This window comes from Phocicoccus pinnipedialis, from assembly GCF_903994035.1.
Taxonomy (GTDB): Bacteria; Bacillota; Bacilli; order Staphylococcales; family Salinicoccaceae; genus Phocicoccus; species Phocicoccus pinnipedialis.
Window position 1 is genome coordinate 13329 of sequence record NZ_CAJEWB010000004.1, and the last position, 20390, is coordinate 33718.

Annotated in this window: 22 protein-coding genes; 20 read left to right on the plus strand and 2 right to left on the minus strand. The window is 39.4% G+C overall.

Features of this window, described 5'->3' with window-relative positions; translation table 11 throughout:
- Nucleotides 1-48 precede the first annotated feature (48 nt).
- Nucleotides 49-330: a Veg family protein gene (locus H9D55_RS00675; RefSeq protein WP_186075936.1), complete on the plus strand. Its 282-nt coding sequence runs from the start codon at nt 49-51 to the stop codon at nt 328-330.
- 35 nt (nt 331-365) lie between these two features.
- On the opposite strand, the gene H9D55_RS00680 is transcribed toward H9D55_RS00675, so the two are convergent.
- Together H9D55_RS00680 and H9D55_RS00685 are read right to left on the minus strand one after the other, a co-directional pair.
- Nucleotides 366-641, minus strand: coding sequence for a hypothetical protein (locus H9D55_RS00680; RefSeq protein ID WP_186075938.1), 276 nt, complete (start codon nt 639-641; stop codon nt 366-368).
- 148 nt (nt 642-789) lie between these two features.
- Nucleotides 790-1353: an NADPH-dependent FMN reductase gene (locus H9D55_RS00685; protein ID WP_186075939.1), complete on the minus strand. Its 564-nt coding sequence runs from the start codon at nt 1351-1353 to the stop codon at nt 790-792.
- Nucleotides 1354-1557: 204 nt separating this feature from the next.
- Here H9D55_RS00685 and H9D55_RS00690 point away from each other — a divergent pair, with 204 nt between their 5' ends.
- From H9D55_RS00690 to ftsH, 19 genes are all read left to right on the plus strand, one after another.
- A complete protein-coding gene (locus tag H9D55_RS00690) occupies nt 1558-2286 on the plus strand; it encodes a metal ABC transporter ATP-binding protein (protein ID WP_186075941.1) in 729 nt (242 codons plus the stop codon).
- Nucleotides 2283-3116, plus strand: coding sequence for a metal ABC transporter permease (locus H9D55_RS00695; RefSeq protein WP_186075943.1), 834 nt, complete (start codon nt 2283-2285; stop codon nt 3114-3116). Before H9D55_RS00690 ends, H9D55_RS00695 begins: the two co-directional genes overlap by 4 nt.
- A 9-nt stretch (nt 3117-3125) precedes the next feature.
- Nucleotides 3126-4043, plus strand: a complete 918-nt coding sequence (locus tag H9D55_RS00700) for a metal ABC transporter substrate-binding protein (protein ID WP_186075944.1) — start codon at nt 3126-3128, stop codon at nt 4041-4043.
- Nucleotides 4044-4480: 437 nt separating this feature from the next.
- The gene (gene ispE / locus H9D55_RS00705; RefSeq protein WP_186075946.1) at nt 4481-5323 is read left to right on the plus strand and encodes a 4-(cytidine 5'-diphospho)-2-C-methyl-D-erythritol kinase; all 843 of its coding nucleotides are present in this window, start codon (nt 4481-4483) and stop codon (nt 5321-5323) included.
- Between the two features lie 35 nt (nt 5324-5358).
- Entirely contained in the window at nt 5359-6189 is an 831-nt protein-coding gene (gene purR, locus H9D55_RS00710) for a pur operon repressor (protein WP_186075948.1), read from the plus strand.
- Between the two features lie 24 nt (nt 6190-6213).
- Nucleotides 6214-6585, plus strand: coding sequence for a RidA family protein (locus H9D55_RS00715; protein WP_186075950.1), 372 nt, complete (start codon nt 6214-6216; stop codon nt 6583-6585).
- Between the two features lie 57 nt (nt 6586-6642).
- Complete coding sequence (spoVG, locus tag H9D55_RS00720; RefSeq protein WP_186075952.1) at nt 6643-6975, plus strand: septation regulator SpoVG; 333 nt, start codon at nt 6643-6645, stop codon at nt 6973-6975.
- Nucleotides 6976-7086: 111 nt separating this feature from the next.
- Nucleotides 7087-8208 carry a DapH/DapD/GlmU-related protein gene (locus H9D55_RS08240; RefSeq protein WP_186075954.1) on the plus strand — a complete coding sequence of 374 codons (1122 nt, stop codon included), beginning with the start codon at nt 7087-7089 and terminating at the stop codon, nt 8206-8208.
- A gap of 13 nt (nt 8209-8221) precedes the next feature.
- Nucleotides 8222-9202: a ribose-phosphate diphosphokinase gene (locus H9D55_RS00730; RefSeq protein WP_186075956.1), complete on the plus strand. Its 981-nt coding sequence runs from the start codon at nt 8222-8224 to the stop codon at nt 9200-9202.
- A 124-nt stretch (nt 9203-9326) separates the two neighbouring features.
- Nucleotides 9327-9953: a 50S ribosomal protein L25/general stress protein Ctc gene (locus H9D55_RS00735; RefSeq protein ID WP_186075958.1), complete on the plus strand. Its 627-nt coding sequence runs from the start codon at nt 9327-9329 to the stop codon at nt 9951-9953.
- A gap of 57 nt (nt 9954-10010) precedes the next feature.
- A complete protein-coding gene (gene pth, locus H9D55_RS00740; RefSeq protein ID WP_186075959.1) occupies nt 10011-10583 on the plus strand; it encodes an aminoacyl-tRNA hydrolase in 573 nt (190 codons plus the stop codon).
- Nucleotides 10576-14049 (plus strand): transcription-repair coupling factor, encoded by a 3474-nt coding sequence (gene mfd, locus H9D55_RS00745; protein ID WP_186075961.1) that lies wholly within the window; start codon nt 10576-10578, stop codon nt 14047-14049. The genes pth and mfd overlap by 8 nt, the downstream gene beginning before the upstream one ends.
- Complete coding sequence (locus tag H9D55_RS00750; protein WP_186075963.1) at nt 14046-15209, plus strand: MazG nucleotide pyrophosphohydrolase domain-containing protein; 1164 nt, start codon at nt 14046-14048, stop codon at nt 15207-15209. The genes mfd and H9D55_RS00750 overlap by 4 nt, the downstream gene beginning before the upstream one ends.
- Nucleotides 15206-15472, plus strand: a complete 267-nt coding sequence (locus H9D55_RS00755) for an RNA-binding S4 domain-containing protein (protein ID WP_186075965.1) — start codon at nt 15206-15208, stop codon at nt 15470-15472. The genes H9D55_RS00750 and H9D55_RS00755 overlap by 4 nt, the downstream gene beginning before the upstream one ends.
- A gap of 95 nt (nt 15473-15567) precedes the next feature.
- Complete coding sequence (locus H9D55_RS00760) at nt 15568-15951, plus strand: FtsB family cell division protein (RefSeq protein WP_186075967.1); 384 nt, start codon at nt 15568-15570, stop codon at nt 15949-15951.
- Between the two features lie 97 nt (nt 15952-16048).
- Entirely contained in the window at nt 16049-16426 is a 378-nt protein-coding gene (locus tag H9D55_RS00765; RefSeq protein ID WP_186075968.1) for a S1 domain-containing RNA-binding protein, read from the plus strand.
- Between the two features lie 59 nt (nt 16427-16485).
- A complete protein-coding gene (gene tilS / locus H9D55_RS00770) occupies nt 16486-17688 on the plus strand; it encodes a tRNA lysidine(34) synthetase TilS (RefSeq protein ID WP_186075970.1) in 1203 nt (400 codons plus the stop codon).
- A gap of 5 nt (nt 17689-17693) precedes the next feature.
- Complete coding sequence (gene hpt, locus H9D55_RS00775; RefSeq protein ID WP_186075972.1) at nt 17694-18236, plus strand: hypoxanthine phosphoribosyltransferase; 543 nt, start codon at nt 17694-17696, stop codon at nt 18234-18236.
- 73 nt (nt 18237-18309) lie between these two features.
- Nucleotides 18310-20376 (plus strand): ATP-dependent zinc metalloprotease FtsH, encoded by a 2067-nt coding sequence (gene ftsH / locus H9D55_RS00780; RefSeq protein ID WP_186075974.1) that lies wholly within the window; start codon nt 18310-18312, stop codon nt 20374-20376.
- Nucleotides 20377-20390: the final 14 nt, after the last annotated feature.

Sequence of the window (20390 nt, forward strand, 5' to 3'; positions counted from 1 at the left end):
TCTAAAAATTGTTACAATATTATAGAGTATTGATAGAGGTGGATGACTATGCCAAAAACAATAAGAGATATCAGAGAAGTCTTAGAGTATGAATTAGGTAATCCCGTTTTACTTGAGGCTCAAGGTGGAAGAAGAACGATTATTAAGCGTCGCGGAATCTTGAGAGAAACTCACCCTGCAGTTTTTGTAGTGGAATTAGATCAAGAAAAACATAATTTTGAATGTGTATCTTATACGTATGCAGACATTTTAACAAAACACGTTGAAGTAACGGTATTCAACGATGACAACACAGAAAAACTTGTACTTATGGAAGAAGTAGCGAATTAATAAGTAAAGCCCTGAACGTAAGTTCAAGGCTTTTTTTATTTTCTCTTTTTGTGCTTGTAGGTGTATTGAGTCTTTAGGTTTTCATCTTCAGCGACATATTTTTTAACGAGCCTCGTAGCAGTGAAGCGGCTGATGAACATTGCAAAAAGAAGCGCAGTACTGAGGCCGATGATTTGAACAATGGTATGAACAGTTCTTGAGAAAACATTCGACTCTAATATGTGATTAGTCACCCAAAAGAGACCAATAAAAATAACAAGGAATAAAAGTACATCGATAACGCGTATTAACGCAGGAATATTCTTCTTCATATCTAACCTCAAGTTTCATATAGTTTCATATATTATAAATGAAAGTGATGAATATAGTAAGGTTTGCTTAATATTATATAAACTTACATATAAAAAACTCCCAACAGAAGTATATTTTCTACTATAGTTGGGAGTTTTTCTTTTCAAATTATGCTTTTGGGCTTAGTTTTTGTGCCCAGTCAGCAGTAGTTTTGATTACTGTATCAATTGTGTCGTTGTGTACTTCAGCTGGTTTGAACTCTGACATGTTTTCGAAGTCAGTGAACAGGCTGAATGCACCGAATGGTCCTACAGTTGGCATATTGAAGTTAGAAAGAATTAAGCGTAATGCTTGAACTGCTGTCACTCCAAGAGTTGAACCGTAACCTACAAGACCTGCCGCTTTACCCATCCACTCTGATCCAAGTTGGTCAAGGTGGTTTTTAAGTACGCCAGCTGGGGCTTTATTATATTCAGGTGTAACGAAGATGAATCCATCTAAGCTATCGATTTTTTTTGACCAAGCTGTAACTTCATCCAGGTCGTAGTTTTTATTCAACATTGCTGGTGGCATTGAGTCTAGTAATGGAAGGGGATAGTCTTTGATGTCTACTACTTCAAACTCAACTCCGTCTATGTCTAATTTATTTGCACGATCTAAAATGTAGTCCGCAACTTGTCTTGATACGCGTCCTTCGCGTGTAGATCCTGTAACAATACCGATTTTTGTCATTAAATATTCCTCCAATAAATTTGTGTCTTTTAATCTGCTAATTTTGCACAAATATTATATTATACTAAAATTATCTCGAATTCAAGACAAATAACTCTAATTCGAGATAATTTTAACTATAAACTTAAATCCATGTTTTAGGATTGACTAACAATTATATTTAGGGTAATCTAAATATAACAAAAATTAAGAGAGGATGATTGCATGTTTAAAGTTAATAACCTTGGCGTAACGTACAATAATAAAGTACGTGCACTTGAAAATGCAAATGTAGAACTCCCTCTTGGTAAAATATACGGAATTATTGGCCCAAACGGGGCAGGGAAGTCTAGCTTTATCAAAGGAGTTTTGAATCTAGTTAAACATACAGGAGAAGTAACAGTTGATGGTACGTTGATTAAAAAGAAGCAACGTGACATCTCATACGTAGCACAGCGTAGTGATTTGGATATGACATTCCCGATATCTGTATTACAGTGTGTGGTGCTTGGAACGATTCCTGGTCTCGGCCTCTTCAAGCGCCCAGGTAAGAAAGAATTCGAGATTGCAAAAGAAGCGCTTGAAAAAGTTGGCATGCTTGATTATAAAGATAATCAAATTGGAGAGTTGTCAGGCGGACAGTTCCAACGTGTCTTAATTGCACGTGCTTTGGCACAAAAAAGTAAGCTCGTATTCTTAGATGAGCCATTTGTCGGAATTGATGTACATAGTGAGGAAATCATAATCAAAGTGATTCGAGATCTGCGTAAAGAAGGCGTCACGATTTTTATCATTCACCATGACTTAAGTAAAGCACGTGATTACTTTGATGGATTGATTCTCATCAATAAAACGATTCTTGCATACGGGAACGTAGACGATGTTTTTACTGAAGAGAATCTAAAGTTGGCATACGGCTCAAACATATTTGTGAAAGTAGGGGAAAATTCATGATTAGTTTGTTTATTGAAGAAGTGATTCAGTATGGATTTTTCCAGAAAGCATTGCTCACAGGTGTTGCTGTTGGAATTGTCTGTGGAGTCATTGGATGTTTTATTGTCCTACGCGGACTCGCACTCATGGGTGACGCAATATCTCACGCGATTTTACCAGGTGTAGCAATTTCATACATGCTTGGAATTAACTTCTTCGTAGGTGCAGCAATCGTCGGCCTGATTGCGGCGTTTGGCATTGGGTTTATAAATCAAAACTCCATTGTGAAGAACGATGCATCCATAGGTATTGTATTCAGTCTGTTCTTTGCGGTTGGTGTACTCTTAATCGCTAAAGCGAAGACGGCAATCGACTTGACACAAATACTATTCGGAAACGTACTAACAGTATCTGACACAGATCGCTCGATGACACTTATAATTGGTGCACTGGTACTTATTTTGGTATTCGTATTCTATAAAGAACTTGTCCTTACGTCGTTTGACCCAGTGATGGCTGAAGCAAGCGGTATGAAAGTAGGGCTCATTCATTACCTACTCATGCTGATGCTGACACTCGTAACAGTCGTGTCATTACAAACGGTTGGTGTTGTGCTTGTTGTGTCACTGCTCATTACGCCAGCGTCAACAGCATATCTACTCACGTACCGCATGTCCACGATGATATTTTTATCAGCACTCATTGGGGCAGTCAGCGCGATTGTAGGACTATTCTTTAGCTTTAGCTTCAACTTATCGAGCGGACCGTCAATCGTGGTTGTTGCGACAGTATTCTTTATTTTAGCGTTTTTATTCGCCCCACGTCGCGGATTAATCGCTAAATACTTGTAGGTGGTTATTATGAAAAAGTGGCTGATTCTTATAGCCTTCATGCTCATTTTAGTCGGATGTGGCGCAGGCGAACAGACAGATAAAACGCGTGTTCAGATTGCGTCTTCATTTACTATGGTCACGGATATCGTTGAAGCAATAGGAGGAGAGTACGTACAGGTGCATAACTTAGTGCCGAGTGGGATGGATCCACACGAATACGAACCAAAACCAATTGACGTGAGAAAAGTTTCCGAAGCAGATATAGTGTTTGCTTTTGGTCTTAATCTTGAAGGTGGGAAGCATGGATGGCTCGGAAAACTCATACGTTCAGTGAACTTAGATGAGTCGAAATACGTTGAGGTTGGAGAAGTGATTGACCCTATGTATATCGTTGAAGCGGATGGAACGGAAGAACCGAATCCACATGCGTTTACCACACCATCAAACGCTATCTTAATTTCTGAAGCAATTCGCGATGCTTTGATTGAAAAAGACCCAGAGCATGCGGAATTTTATCGTAAAAATGCGGAAGCGTATCTACAGAAATTAAAAGAAATTAAGAAGAATTATGATGAGAAGCTGGGACAGATAAAACCAGAAAATAGAATACTCATGACAAGCGAGTTTGCATTTCAATATTTAACTGCAGAATATAGTTTGAAAGATGGATATTTATTTGCGATTGATACGGAGGAAAGCGGCACGCCAGAACAGATAAAAAATGCGGTAGATTTTATAAATGAATATAAGCCGCCAGTGATATTTGTAGAATCAAATGTAGACAGAAGACCAATGGAAACGGTGTCCAACGAGACGGGAGTGCCAATCTTTGAACGCCCGATTTACTCTGATGAAATAGGTGGAAAAGGCGACGAAGTCGACAGTTATCTGCATTATTTAGAATATAATCTAGACGTGATTTATGAAGGTCTTGGAGAAGAGTGATTTTAGTAATCTTCGCGCCCCTTAAGTTGGAATTGAAATCCGATTTGAGGGGTGTTTTTAATTTTGGATAAGCCATGGATTATGAGAAGTAGAACTTACACGACCTAATTATAGTCTAAATGAAATGTGGTTTTCGTGATCTCAAGATTCGACATGATGATTACGTGATATTCATCACTCGGTTTTCGTGATTTCGAGATTAGACATAATGATTAAGTACTAATTGTCACTCGGCTTTTTAGAATCCTGAATTACGAGCAACATTCCCCGTCCTTATCACCGCACTTCACACGATAAAAACCTGCGCTCCATCGTACATTCCACCAAATGTTCTCCCTCTCATAAACAAACTTTTACACAGATATTGTTTTTTTCCTTTATAGTTAGATGAAAGACAAGTAAAATAAGAGATAATTTATAAATTTATAGGTGGTTATATGCATATAGAGGTAGCGAGAGCTAAAATCAATCTCTCACTCGATGTTCTTGGTAAGCGACCGGACGGTTTTCATGAAGTCAGTATGGTTATGACGACAATCGACTTAAATGATTATCTCACGTTTGAAAAGAGAACAGACAAACGTATCGTACTTACATCTGATTCTAGCTTTATGCCGCTCGGAAGAAAGAATCTTGTCTATCAAGCAGCAGAGTTGATGCAAAGAAAGTACAATACACCGGGTGTTGAGATTCACATCGAAAAAAACATACCAATCGCAGCGGGACTCGCAGGGGGTTCTAGTGACGCAGCAGCAACGCTGCGCGGCATGAATGAACTTTATGAACTGAACGTAAAGATTGAAACATTGATGGAATACGGGGCAACTCTTGGTTCTGACATTCCATTTTGTGTAAAAGGCGGCACTGCCTTAGCGACTGGTCGCGGAGAAAAAATAGAATCAATCAAGAGCCCACCACACGGTTGGGTCATATTGGCAAAGCCATCCATTTCTGTATCTACACCAAAAATTTACAGCGGAATAAGAGGACGTAAATTTATCCCGGGAACAGAAAAGATGAAGACAACGTTAGAATCAGGAGATTTCGACGAAATGATCCGTGCGTTAAAGAATGACTTACAAGCGGTCACGAGAGAGAGATACAAAGAAGTCGACCACCTGATTGAAGTTTTCAAGAAATTCGGTGCAGAGGGCGTACTGATGAGCGGTTCAGGGCCAACTGTGTTTGCGATCTTCAAAAAAGAAAGACAAGCGGCACACTTTTACAATGCACTCAAAGGATTTTGCGACGAAGTATACAAAGTGCGACTGCTCGGTTAGAAAAGTAGGAATTAGAGTTTATAAAGGAGCTTACTATGAAATATAAACGCAGTGAACGTCTCGTATTTATGACTGAGTATTTGACAAGACGTCCAAATGATTTGATACCACTGACAACATTTGTGAATAAGTTTAATCAAGCGAAATCTTCAATCAGTGAAGACATTCGCATATTGAAAGAAGTGTTTGAATCAGAAGGCATCGGTCTCATACAGACGACTGCAGGTGCTTCTGGAGGCGTGACTTTTATCCCAAGAATCAGTAAAGGGAAGGCCGAACAGATCGTCGGACATTTTAGCGAAGAACTGTCTAAGCAGAACAGACTGCTCCCAGGCGGATATCTATATATGTCCGACCTTGTAGGGAACACGCGCGTTATGGACGAGATTTCGGGACTCATCGTGACGATGTATGAAGATAAAAAAATCGATACCGTTGTCACAATCGCGACCAAAGGAATTCCACTAGCACACGCGGTAGCTAGAAAATTAAACGTGCCAGTTGCAGTCATACGTAAAGACAACAAGATCACAGAAGGGTCTACTGTATCTGTGAACTACGTGTCTGGCTCTACAAGAAAGATTGAAACGATGATACTCGCGAAGCGTACTTTAGAGGACGGTGCACGCGTACTCGTTGTTGACGACTTCCTTAGAGCAGGTGGATCTATCAGCGGAGTGATACGATTGATGGAGGAGTTCCAAGCAGAAGTTGTCGGAGTTTCTGTATTAGTCGAATCGAAAGACATCGTAGACCGCGTATTTACGGATTACACATCTATTGCGAAAGTTGCAAATATCGATGAATACAATGAAACGTTTGATGTAGAGCCGGGGAATTGTTTAGAGTTTTTCAATAAAGGATAAATACAAACCACGAGGTGTTTTACTATGGAACCAATCAATGCAAAGAATGCACCAGCTGCAGTAGGACCATACAGCCATGCAGTGAAAGTCAACGATTTATTATACTGTTCAGGACAAATTCCGTTAACTAAAGACGGAGAAGTTGTGAATGGTTCAGTTACTGAACAAGCAGAACAGGTTATGAAAAACATTGGCGCAGTACTTGAAGAAGCTGGCTTAGACTACAGTAACGTAATCAAAACGATGATATTTATTACAGACATGAATGACTTCCAAGACGTCAATGAAGTTTACGGACAGTATTTTAAGGGTAAATTACCTGCAAGATCATGTGTTGAAGTAAGCAGACTTCCTAAAGATGTCAATGTTGAAATTGAGGTAATTGCAGCATTTTAATCTTGAACTTTTAAATTAAGCACATGTCCGATCTATTAATTTTGGGAGGATTTAATTATGAAAGTAACAGATGTAAGACTACGCAAAGTAAACAACCCTGATACTCGCATGAAGGCATTGGCGTCAATCACTTTTGATGACGCGTTTGTGATTCATGACTTAAGAGTAATTGATGGTAATAATGGACTCTTTGTGGCAATGCCGTCGAAACGAACGGTAGACGGAGAATTCCGTGATGTCGCACACCCTATCAATTCTGAAATGCGTCAGCATATTCAAGAAGCTGTGATGAAGGTGTATGAGGAGACGGATGACCCAGTCGTAGAAGATGAAGAATCGATCGAAGAGATTGAGTCTGAAGAAATATCTTACGACAAAGACGAAGAGTAGGTATATATGAGCCAGGAGCCATGACTTCTGGCTTTTTTTAACGTCTTTAAGCCTTGCATGAGTACTATATGTAAAATATAATGGTTAAGAGATAAAACATTGGAGGGTCCCATGGAAAGACAAGCAATCATCGTAATCGATGAAGACTTTTTAAATATGAAATCAAGCACCCATCCCGCTCTACATGACCTAGTTGGAACACCAGTAATCCAACATGTCATCAATAACTTAAAAAATGCGAATGTACACGATATTTTCTTATCGGTAGATCCAGCATCCTCTGTGCACGTAAAGGAAGCTTATGTCGGCCTCCCAGTGCTCACAGACCATAATATTGAAGCGGTGGACACAATGGTGATCAGCGCAGTATCTCCACTCTTAAATAGTGAAATGATTGATTCACTATTTAATGAAGATGAAGATAATATCTACGTAGTCGATGCGGACTGCTTGAAAGTTTCTAAAGAAAACACTAAACACATCACACACGATACTATCTCAAACATTGCAAGAAAAGTTGGTGCTGTGGAAGGTGATTTTTCTGTATTTACAATTGAATCAAGAACGGATCTTGCAAATGCAGCACATATACTCCGCGGAGTCATTAATGAGCGCTTAATGGAAAATGGAGTAACACTCATCGATCCGTTCAACACATATATTGATTCAACAGTAGAGATTGGAATGGATAGTGTTATTTATCCTGGAACAGTGATCACAGGAGAAACGAAGATTGGCGAGCGTACTATCATTCGAGCAAACTGTGAGATCACGAATGCACAAATTGGTAACGATGTAGAAATTAAGCAATCGGTGATATCAGACTCAGAAATTGGTGACGGCACTTCAGTTGGTCCATTTGCTCAGTTACGACCAGGTACCGTCCTTGGTAAAAAAGTTAAAATTGGTAACTTCGTGGAAACGAAAAAAGCGATGCTTCATGACGAAGCTAAAGTCTCTCATTTAAGCTATATTGGTGATGCTGAGGTAGGAGAACGCACAAACATCGGATGTGGTTCAATCACTGTAAATTACGATGGTATAAACAAATTTAAGACGACTATAGGTAGCGACGCATTTATTGGGTGTAATTCAAATATGATTGCACCAATCACAATAGGTGATCGATCAGTTATTGCGGCAGGGTCTACAGTGACTGATGACGTGCCAGATGATAGTTTAGCTATTGCAAGAGAAAGACAAACCAATAAAGAAGACTATTATAAAAATTAATTCGGGGGCTATTATGAATACTTCTATCGAAAGTAAAGACAATAACTTAAAGGTATTTACTTTATCTTCAAACGAACCACTTGCAGAGGAAATTGCCAAGAATTTAGGTGTAGAACTTGGTAAATGTATCGTAAAACATTTCTCTGATAAAGAAATCCAAGTTGATGTGTTAGAGAGTGTCCGTGGTAAGGACATATTTGTTGTACAATCAACATCTGAACCAGTAAACGAACATTTAATGGAATTATTAATCATGATCGATGCGCTTAAACGTGCATCAGCAAAACGTATTAACATTGTAATGCCTTATTACGGTTATGCACGTCAAGACAGAAAGAGCCGTCCACGTGAACCAATTACTGCAAAACTTGTAGCAAACCTTTTAGAAGTAGCTGGAGCTGACCGAGTAATTTCTATCGATTTACATGCAGCACAAATTCAAGGGTTCTTCGACATTCCAATTGACCATTTAACAGCAGTACCTTTAATCACGGATTACTTTGCGAAAGAGAAGAGTAATTTAAATTACACAGATGACGTAGTAATCGTATCTCCAGACCACGGTGGCGTAGTGCGTGCACGTCGTATGGCAGAACGTTTAGGATCACCAATCGCAATCATTGATAAGCGCCGTCCAAGAGCGAACGTTGCTGAAGTAATGAGTATCGTTGGTGACATCAAAGGTAAAACTGCGATTGTTATTGATGATATCATTGACACAGGCGGTACAATTTCTCTAGCAGCAGACAAGCTCATCGAAGAAGGAGCAAAAGAAGTATATGTATGTTGTTCGCACCCAGTATTATCTGGACCAGCAATCGAAAACTTAGACAAGTCTAAAATAAAAGAAGTTATCATTACAAACTCAATTCAATTACCGGAAGAAAAACGCATTAGCAAAGTGACGGAGATTTCAGTGGGTAAACTTCTTGCAGAAGCTGTACTTCGAGTACACCAAGAGCGTTCTGTAAGCAGACTTTTTGACGACAAATAAAAATAAGTAATTAAAATGTCACAATACTTTTACAACCATGGGGTATTTGTGGTATTATAACGTATGGCTATTTGATACAATGCGGTAAATATGAACTGCAAATTTTGAAAGGTGGAAATTAGAAATGGCAAAATTAGTTGCTGCTGAGAGAACTGGTAATACTCAGTCTTCACGTAACGAGTTACGTAACACGGGTAAAGTACCAGCGATCCTATACGGATACAAAGTAGAAAACACATCTGTTTCTGTCGACGAGAACGAATTCATCAAAGTAATTCGTGAGGTTGGACGTAACGGAGTAATCGAATTAGATTTCGATGGTAAAACAACACAAGTGATGGTAAACGACTACCAATTCGATTCACTTAAAAATAAAATCGAACATATCGATTTCATTGCGATCAACATGGATATCGAAAGAACAGTTGACGTAAACGTAGTTGTAGTTGGAGATGCTGTAGGAACTAAAGAAGGTGGAGTTGTTGAACAACCAAACTTCACAGTTCAAGTTACAGCACGTCCAGCTGATCTTCCAGAGGAAATCGAAATCGATGTTACTGACCTAGAAGTAGGTTCAGCAATTCACGTTGAAGATATTCGTGGAAACTTCAAGTTCACTATCGAAGATGAAGACGATTATGTACTTGCTACTTGCCACATCCCAGCTGAAGAGCCAGAAGAAGATGAAGAGGCAGAAGAAGCTGAAGGTGAAGAAACGGAAGCAGCTTCAGCAGAAGAAGACGAAGAATAATATCGAACAACTAGGCGGTGGTGTATCCACCGCCTCTTTTAATTAGGTGGGATTTTTTTGAAAGTATTTATTGGACTCGGAAACCCTGGGCCTAAGTATGAAAACACGAGGCATAATATTGGGTTTATCGGAATAATGGATCTTGCACGAGAATGGAACATAGATATGAACCAATCGAAGTTTAAATGTATTTATGGTACAGGGTTTGTGGGTACTGAAAAAGTCATGCTAGTGATGCCACAGACATTTATGAACTTGTCTGGTGAAGGTGCACGTCCATTAATTGATTATTTCAATGTTGAACTAGAAGATGTTGTTGTTTTATATGATGATTTAGATTTACCACTTGGTCGCGTGAGGCTCAGACAAAAAGGAAGTGCCGGTGGCCACAATGGTATTAAATCTCTGACGCAACACTTTGGTACTGAAAAATATAAGCGTGTCCGCATGGGTATCGGCCGTCCTGATGGTAGAATGCCTGTTGTGAACTGGGTGCTCGGTCGGTTTACTGATGAGGAGAAAGTACTCTTAGAAAAAGTTGTCAAGCACACAACGAACGCGTGTGAAGGATTCTTAAATGAATCGTTTATTGATGTTATGAACAAATACAACGGTGATGTCGATGTATAGTTTAGTAAAATCACGCATTAAAAATGATGATCGTATTAAAGAAATTGTAAAACCGAATCATGATGGAAATTTACTCGTTACTGGGATTAGTGACGAGTTTAAAGGCGTGTTCTTTAACGAGATACAAGAGCTTTCAGAAGGACAGGTCGTCGTTTTTGTTGAAAACAATCACAAGATGGAACGATTAGAAGCATCCCTGTTAGAACTAACAGATGATATTTACACATTTCCTGTCGGCGATATCATGATTGAGACAATGGCAACAGAAAGCCCTGAGTTTAGAAAAGCGCGTATGAACACACTCTACGCGCTGATTGAGAAGAAACCAGGGCTCTTTATTGTACCTACAGAAGCTCTATTAAAGCCACTTATGCCAAAAGATATTATAAAAGAATATCAAAAGCACATAAAGTTGGGTGACATTATAGAGTACGAAATATTCATTGAATATCTTGTGAGTATTGGTTATAAACGCATGAAAGAAGCGCAAAACTTTGGAGAGTTCGCTGTTCGTGGTGATATCTTTGATGTGTATACACCAAATGGTATTGTGCGTATTGAGCTGTTTGACGAAGAGGTAGACTCGCTGCGTTTAATTGATGAAGAGACGCAACGTTCTAAGCAGAATGTCGATAAAGTCACGCTCGAACCATATGCTGAGTACATTCTAAATCAGTCAGATAGAGCGCAACTGTTGGAGATTGTAGAAGAACTATACGAAAACACGAGATTGAAATTAAAAGGACAAGAACTAGAAGCTTTAGATGAGTATTATGCAACGCTTATTCATGAAGACTTTACGTTCCAGTATCTTGTTCAGTTTAGTCATCTTCTTCGTGAAGACGAGATCTCAATCCTAGATTACCTCGACGCGGATGTGCGTATTTTTATCGATGAAATTAAAAATATCGAAATGGCTTATGAGACAGAAACTGATGCAATTAATAACTTCTATGACTCTATGCTGGAAGCAGGGAAGTTTCTTGTAGGTGGAGCTAACTATCATGAGCATCAGTTGTCGCGCCTCATGAACAGAAACGCAACTTATATGACATTATTCTTAAAGAGTATGCCAGTGAAGTTCCAAGAAATCATTAAAATTTCAGTGAAGCCGACAGAAATTTATTATGGTCAGTACGATATATTAGCGTCTAATATCAATAAATTTATTGAAAATCTATATCTCGTCAACATCATCTTACGTGATGAGGATGAAGTAAAGAAAACCAAGCAACTCTTTGATGACTTAAACATTCACACATATCTATACGATTTACCTGAAGACGTTGTAACAGGGGTAGTACTTACAACAGGTGGAATTGAAAAAGGATTTATTCTTCCATACATGCATGTGGCTGTTTTATCTTCAAAAGAGTTATATAATCGTGTAGCAAAGAGAAAGAAGCGAACGAAGCAATTATCGAATGCTGAAAAAATTAAGTCGTATCAGGATCTCCATGTCGGAGATTACATCGTGCATATTCACCATGGAGTTGGTCGATATCTTGGTATTGAGACGCTTGAAGTCGGAGGCATTCACTCAGACTATATGAAGCTTCAGTATAAAGGGACGGACCAGCTATTCATTCCTGTAGATCAAATGCAACTCGTGCAAAAATATGTTTCTTCAGATGATGGTTCGCCGAAGATGCACAAGCTCGGCGGTACTGAGTGGAAGCGCACGAAGGCAAGAGTTGAAGCGAACGTCAACGAGTTAGCAGAAGAACTGTTAAAGCTCTATCAAGAACGTGCAGCTTCTGTTGGATTTAAATTCAGCGAAGATAACGACATGGTCGAAGCGTTCGAAGCGAAGTTCCCATATGAACCGACACCTGACCAACTTGCGTCTATTAATGAAATTAAAAAGGATATGGAAGACCTTCAGCCGATGGACCGATTACTATGCGGTGACGTCGGGTATGGTAAAACTGAAGTTGCGATTCGTGCTGCATTTAAAGCAGTACAAGATGGAAAGCAAGTTGCGGTGCTCGTACCGACAACGATTCTAGCAGCACAACACTTTGAAACATTCATTGAGCGTATTGAAGATTTTCCGGTAAACGTGGAAATGTTGAGTAGATTTAGAACTGCTAAAGAAATGCGTGAAGTGCGACAAGGACTAAAAGAGGGAACGGTCGATATTGTAGTTGGCACACATACGATTTTAAGCAAGTCTGTTGAATTTAAAGATCTTGGATTATTGATCGTCGATGAAGAACAACGTTTTGGTGTAAAACATAAAGAAGCAATCAAACAGATTAAGACAAACGTTGATGTACTAACGTTAACAGCAACACCGATTCCAAGAACACTTCACATGAGTTTAATGGGTGTGCGTGACTTATCTGTAATAGAAACACCGCCTCTGAACCGATTCCCTGTTCAGACGTACGTTTTAGAGTTCAACGCGAACTTCGTGAAGGAAGCAATTGACCGCGAGCTCGCAAGGAATGGTCAAGTTTTTTATCTTCATAACAGCACGAGTACAATCTATGAAAAAGCAGCGCACATTGAAATGTTAGTACCGGACGCAAACGTTGCTGTTATGCATGCGAAGATGACTGAGCGTGAGATTGAAGAGACGATGTATGCATTCATTGATGGAGAATATGATGTACTCGTAACGACAACGATCATTGAAACAGGGGTAGACGTGCCTAACGCGAACACGCTGATCATTGAGGATGCGGATCGCTTTGGGTTATCGCAACTCTATCAGTTAAGAGGACGTGTGGGACGCAGTAACCGTATTAGTTACGCGTATCTCTTCCACCAATCAAACAAAGTGCTTACAGAAGTGGCGGAAAAACGTCTATCTGCAATCAAGGAATATACAGAGCTCGGAAGTGGTTTTAAGATCGCGATGCGCGACTTAAATATTCGTGGCGCGGGTAACTTACTCGGTAAACACCAGTCCGGTTTCATCGATTCAGTTGGATACGAATTATACTCTGACATGTTAGAAGAAGCCGTGAACGAAAAACGTGGAATTAAAAAAGAACCGGAACCAGTAAACCTTCCAATCGATATCGAACTCGACGCATATTTGCCTGCAAGTTATATTGCGCATGAACAGTCTAAAATCGATCTGTACAAGCGTTTAAGACAAGTGAACAGCATCGAGTCACTGAGAGATATTGAGGATGAACTCATCGACCGCTTTGGAGATTTCCCAGTAGAGGTTGAAAACTTAATTAAGCTTGTGAGAGTGAAGATTTACGCACTCATTCTTGGTGCGTACAACGTGAAAGAAGACAAGCGTCACTTCTACGTGAACTTATCGAAACAAGCAACAAGTCAAATTGATGGATCAAAACTATTTATGGATACAGAGGAATTTAAACGCATCTTAAGCATAAAAGTCGTTGATGGGGAAATTAGATTTATTGTACGGACGAAGAAAATCGACTCGCTCATCAGTATCCTAAAAGCGAGTGTTGATGCAAGAATGGAGGAAGTGGCATGAAGATTACAATAATAGGACTCGGAAGTTCGGACGTTGACCAAATGTCACTCCGCATTTACCGTGCTCTTCAAAATTCAGAGCATCTATATCTAAGAACAAACGATCATCCTGCTGTTCAAATGTTAGATGACGAAGGCATTAAGTATGAATCATTCGATCATATTTACGAAGCCAACGATACATTTACAGATACCTATCAAACGATTGCGGACATCTTGATTGAAGCATCAAAAGATAAAGACATTGTGTACGCTGTTCCAGGTAGCCCGCTTATTTATGAAACGACCACAGAGATGTTACTGAGTCATGCGAAAAATAGTAATGATCTTGAAGTCGAAATCATTGGTGGTCAAAGCTTTATAGATGTGTGTATTGCAGCGCTCGAAATTCCAGTGAACGATGGATTCCAAATCTTAGATGGTTCAAACTTACGTTTTGCCGACTTCAACCATCATCAACATACTTTAATCACTCAAGTCTATGACCTGTTTTCAGTGTCGAACGCGAAACTCGAACTATTAGAATTTTATCCGCATGATACGACTGTGTATTTAGTAGATAAAGCAGGCTCTATAGATCAACGCATCATTAAAGCGGAGCTCAGCGAGATTGACCACAACGTTCCGACGTCGAACTTAATGACGATGTATGTGCCGAAAGTGGAATCTAATGCACTTGATAACCGTTCGATACACCACATGAACGATCTGTTCAATACGCTTGTAGGTGAAGATGGATGTCCATGGGACAAAGTACAGACGCATGAATCACTCGAACGATATCTAATTGAAGAAGCATTCGAAGTCATCGAAGCCATTGAAACTGAAGATGATGAACTTCTGATTGAAGAACTCGGTGACATCTTGTTGCAAGTGGGGCTTCATGCAGCGATCGCGAACAAGGATAGTTATTTTGATTTCTATGATGTTTTAAGCCGTTTAAATGAGAAGCTCGTACATCGTCATCCGCATGTCTTTGGTGACGTTGAAGCTGAGACAACATCTGACGTTCATCAAGTTTGGAACAAACAGAAGGAAAAAGAAGGTAAAGAGGCTCGCGTGAAATACGAGAAGGAGTATGCAGATATTATTCTTCCTTGGATGAAAGAAACGATTCATAACAAGCGAGCGCTCAGAGATATATTGGAGGGTGAAAATTGAGACTCGATAAATACTTAAAAGTTTCCCGAATCATAAAACGCCGTACGCTTGCAAAAGAAGTAAGTGACGACGGTCGTGTAGATGTAAATGGTGCAATAGCGAAAGCAGGCACTGTTGTTAAGGTTGGAGATAGAATCAAAATCCGTTTCGGTACACGCATTGTGACATACGAAGTGACGGATCTACGTGAACACGTGCGTAAAGACGAGGCATCACTCATGTACAAGCTACTTGAAGAAGAAAAAATTGAAAGAGATTTTTGATATTAATAGAAACGAGTTTGGTTTTAGTGTAAAATCAAAAGTACTATAGTTTTATAAAATATTAATATAATAAAGGCCTTTAAAGGGGTGAGGTAATGAGCAACAAAGTGATTAAACTGTTAAATAAATATACATTTAATACGGATAGTCAAAAGAAGAGACTAAAAGGTGAAGCGCGTGTTATACGAAACAGAATGTTGCTCTTTACTGGGATTTTGCTTACAGTTTGCCTCATCCTCGTTTCAATGGGGCTTTATCAAAAATACGAAAATGGTATTTTAGAAGACCAGATTGTTAAGACAGAAAAAGTGCTCGACGAAAAGAATCGTACTTATGAGGACTTAGAGCGTGAAATTGCGCAGTTAAACGATGATAACTACATCAGAAGAATCGCGCGTAGTGAATTCTTCATGTCAGAGAGTGGCGAGATGGTATTTTCATTACCAGAATCTGATAAAAAGAAGGAAAAAGATAAATAGTAATATATCAATAATCATTGCGTCGGTAATGATTATTTTTTTGTTTAATGGTATCATTGACTTAATAAAGATTAATCTTGGGAGGATAATATTCAACATGTCAGTAGAAGTTGGCGAAAAAGTCATTGGAAAAGTAACAGGTGTTAAACCTTTTGGTGCATTCGTAGAATTACCTGGAGGAAAAAGTGGACTCGTTCATATTAGTGAGGTAGCAAATAAATTTGTCGAAGACATAAATGAACACCTTAAGGTCAATGACGAAGTCGAAGTTAAAGTGCTCTCAGTTGGAGATGACGGAAAAATTTCACTTTCTATCAAGCAAGCACAAAAACCTAAAAGAGAACGCAGAGAGAAGAGAGAACAATCTCCTGAAGACTTCGAGAAAAAATTATCAATGTTCTTAAAAGACAGCGAAGAACGCATGTCTACAATAAAAAGACAAGCTGAGTCACGTCGTGGTGGCAAAGGGCGTTAATAATTCTAAAGAGGCGAGAATACACTTCTGGCCTTTTTCTTGTTTAGAGGTGTAATAACGTGAAATTAAACGTGCGCTGGGCAAAAACAGATCATATCGCAATCGCCTTGTCGGGCGGTGTGGATTCAAGTGTGCTTTATCACATGCTTTCGACCAGTTACAAAGATACGTATCAGTCGCTTACTATATTCCACGTGAACCACGGGGTGCGTGTTGAGTCCAAGCACGAACAAGAAGTGCTGGAAAGACTTGCGCTTAAAAATGGGCATGTGTTTTTATCTATTAGGCTTGAGTTAGATGACTTCACACAGCAGAAGGGTCGCACAGCACGTTATCAATTCTTCTCTGCCATGATGGAGAGTCACGGTATTGATTACTGCTTAACTGCACATCACGCAGATGATGATGTGGAGACGATTCTACATGAACTGTTATCTACGCGTCACTTATACGGCGTTGGCATAAAGGAGAGGCATGGAAAGTTTTTAAGACCGATGTTGCACCTTTCGAAAGTAAAAATATTAGATTACGCAAAAACTTATGGAGTTCTCGTCTTAGAAGACGTTTCGAACGAGAGAGATGATTACACGCGCAATTACATCAGGCACAATGTGGTGCCTGCGATTGATGTGCATCCGTCATTGAGCACGAAAGCACTCCTACAATTTAAGGAAGACTTCTCTGATATGGATTCACTCGTCACTGAAACAGCCAAGGCATTTTTAAAAGACAAAAACGCGTTCAACCGCGATGCATTCAATGAGTTGAACAAGATTGTGAAATTACGTGTATTATCTATTCTATTTAATGACTACATTGAACGCGCATTTATAGAAGAGTGCGTGAGCATCCTAGAAAGGAATACAGCACAAGCAGAACTCTCTAAGAATGACTTCAAGTTAGTTGTGTCTTACGACACGTTTACAGTAAAGAAAATTGATGACGAAATAATTGATGAAGTGCGTGTGATTTCGTCACCCGGGAAATATAAGTTTAACGGGTACACGATTGACGTTGAATTAGTAGAGGAGCCGATTACCGTTCGCACGAGACGTGTAGGGGACAGGATCTTGTTACCGAATTTAGGCACTAAGAAAGTGAACCGGATTTTCATTGATAAAAAAATTCCGAATCACTTGCGAGACAAAATGCCGATTATCGTGAATTCTGATGGTCAAATCATTGCAGTTGGGCCAATTTATAATATAATTAAATCATTCAATCATTTGAAATTTGATATTAAACTAGACATAAAGGAGTAATTCTCATGACATTGAAAAATGATATAAGTGAAATTGTTTTAACCGAAGAAGAAATTGTTTCACTTGCTAAGTCATTAGGAGAGCAAATTACAAAAGACTACGAAGGTAAGAAACCTATATTAGTCGCACTTTTAAAAGGGTCAATTATGTTCATGACAGACCTCATTAAAAACATCGACACCCATATTGAAATCGACTTTATGGACGTATCAAGTTACGTTGGCACTCAGTCATCAGGAGAAGTTAAGATCCTAAAAGACTTGTCTTCATCTATTGAAGGTCGACACATCATAATTGTCGAAGACATCGTTGAGACTGGAAACACTTTAAACTCAATCGTCGATTTCCTACAATATAGAAAAGCAGCAAGCGTTGAGATTTGTACGCTTTTAGACAAGCCAGTTCCAAGCCGTACATTAGATGTTGAAGTGAAATACATCGGTACAAAAATTCCTGACGGATTCGTTGTTGGATATGGTTTAGATTTCAATGAATTTTATAGAAACTTACCATATATCGGGCTTTTAAAACCGGAACTTTATAGTTAAGCCATTTCACTAGTACCATTGTACTAGTTTGTGTTAATATTTCTTTTAGTGTATTAGAAACGGAGGATTACGGATGCCGAAGAATACAGGCCGAAATATATTACTCCTTGCTGTTCTAACAGTGATTCTGTTTGGAGTTTTCCAACGCTTCAATGATGGAACTGGTCAACAGAAAGAGCTTGAATATCAAGCTTTCATGTCGAACTTAGACAAGGGTAATATCGAACAAATGACCATTCAACCAGAAAACAGTGTGTATCTTGTTGAAGGTAAGCTAAAAAATCAAAAAGAAAACGAATCATTTACAACAGTTATCCCATACAACGCAGGAACAGACCTTGATTCTATTCTTGATACTGCGAAAGCAGACAAAGATTTAAAGTTCACAGTAGAACCTGCTGAGGAACCAAGTCCATGGACTGGAATGCTGTTTACATTTATTCCATTATTATTAATTCTATTCTTATTCCTTTTCTTGATGTCAAACGCGCAAGGTGGCGGAGGCGGGAATAAAATGATGAACTTTGGTAAGTCGAAAGCGAGACTGTATGACCAAAGTGAAAAGAAAGTACGCTTCAGTGACGTTGCTGGTGCTGACGAAGAGAAGGCTGAATTAATTGAAGTCGTAGACTTCCTAAAAGACCATCGTAAATTCGATCAGATGGGCGCAAGAATTCCTAAAGGGGTACTCTTAACAGGACCTCCAGGAACAGGTAAAACATTAATTGCACGTGCTGTTGCAGGAGAAGCAGGCGTACCTTTCTTCTCAATTTCAGGTTCAGATTTCGTAGAGATGTTTGTTGGGGTTGGTGCTTCACGTGTACGTGACTTATTCGAACAAGCGAAGAAAAGCGCGCCATGTATTATCTTCATAGACGAAATTGATGCAGTTGGTCGTCAACGTGGTGCTGGTGTAGGTGGCGGACACGATGAACGTGAACAAACACTGAACCAATTACTCGTAGAAATGGATGGATTCTCAGATAACGAAGGTATCATTATGATTGCTGCGACAAACCGTCCAGACATTCTTGACCCAGCGTTACTACGTCCAGGTCGTTTTGACAGACAAATTCAAGTTGGACGCCCGGACGTTAAAGGTCGTGAAGCAATTCTTACAGTACACTCTAAGAACAAGCCTTTAGACGAAACGGTAGATTTACAAGCAATCGCACAAAGAACACCAGGCTTCTCAGGTGCGGACTTAGAAAACTTACTGAACGAAGCAGCCCTAGTTGCAGCGCGTCAAGGTAAATCAACAATAGATATGCGTGACGTAGATGAAGCAACGGACAGAGTAATTGCTGGTCCAGCTAAAAGATCACGTGTGATGAGCGAAAAAGAACGCCGTATTGTTGCATACCACGAAGCAGGTCACACAGTAATCGGTATGGTACTAGACGAAGCGGAAACAGTCCATAAAGTAACGATTGTCCCTCGTGGACAAGCTGGTGGATATGCAGTAATGCTTCCAAAAGAAGATCGTTACTTCATGACTAAACCAGAATTATTAGACCGTATCGTTGGATTACTCGGAGGACGTGTAGCCGAAGAAGTTACATTTGGTGAAGCATCAACAGGTGCACACAACGATTTCCAAAGAACAACAAGCCTTGCGCGTAGCATGGTAATGGAATACGGTATGAGTGATAAACTTGGTCCAATCCAATTTGGCGACTCAAACGGACAAGTCTTCTTAGGTAAAGAAATGGGTAACGAACCAAACTACTCAGACAAATTTGCTTATGAAATTGACTTAGAAGTACAAAAAATTGTCAAAGACTCATATGATCGTTGTACTCAAATCCTTACAGATCATCAAGAGCAGTTAAACTTAATTGCTGAAACACTTCTTGTTGAAGAGACGCTCGACAGAGAACAAATCGAAGGACTCTTCCATCATGGTAAATTACCAGACCGTGTTTACGATGACTCTCATTTAGTAGAAGAGAAAAAAGACGACGAGGAACACGTGGGTTCATCTTATAAAGAAATTAAAAACAAGTTAACACATAACGAAGATGTAACTAAAGATGAAGAACCTGTACAAGAACCAGATATGACGTCTGATAATAATTTTGAAGAAGAAATCGAACAAGAATCACACAATCGTGTGGACGAAGATAAAGACAACAGATAAGAAGTCGCCCTCGT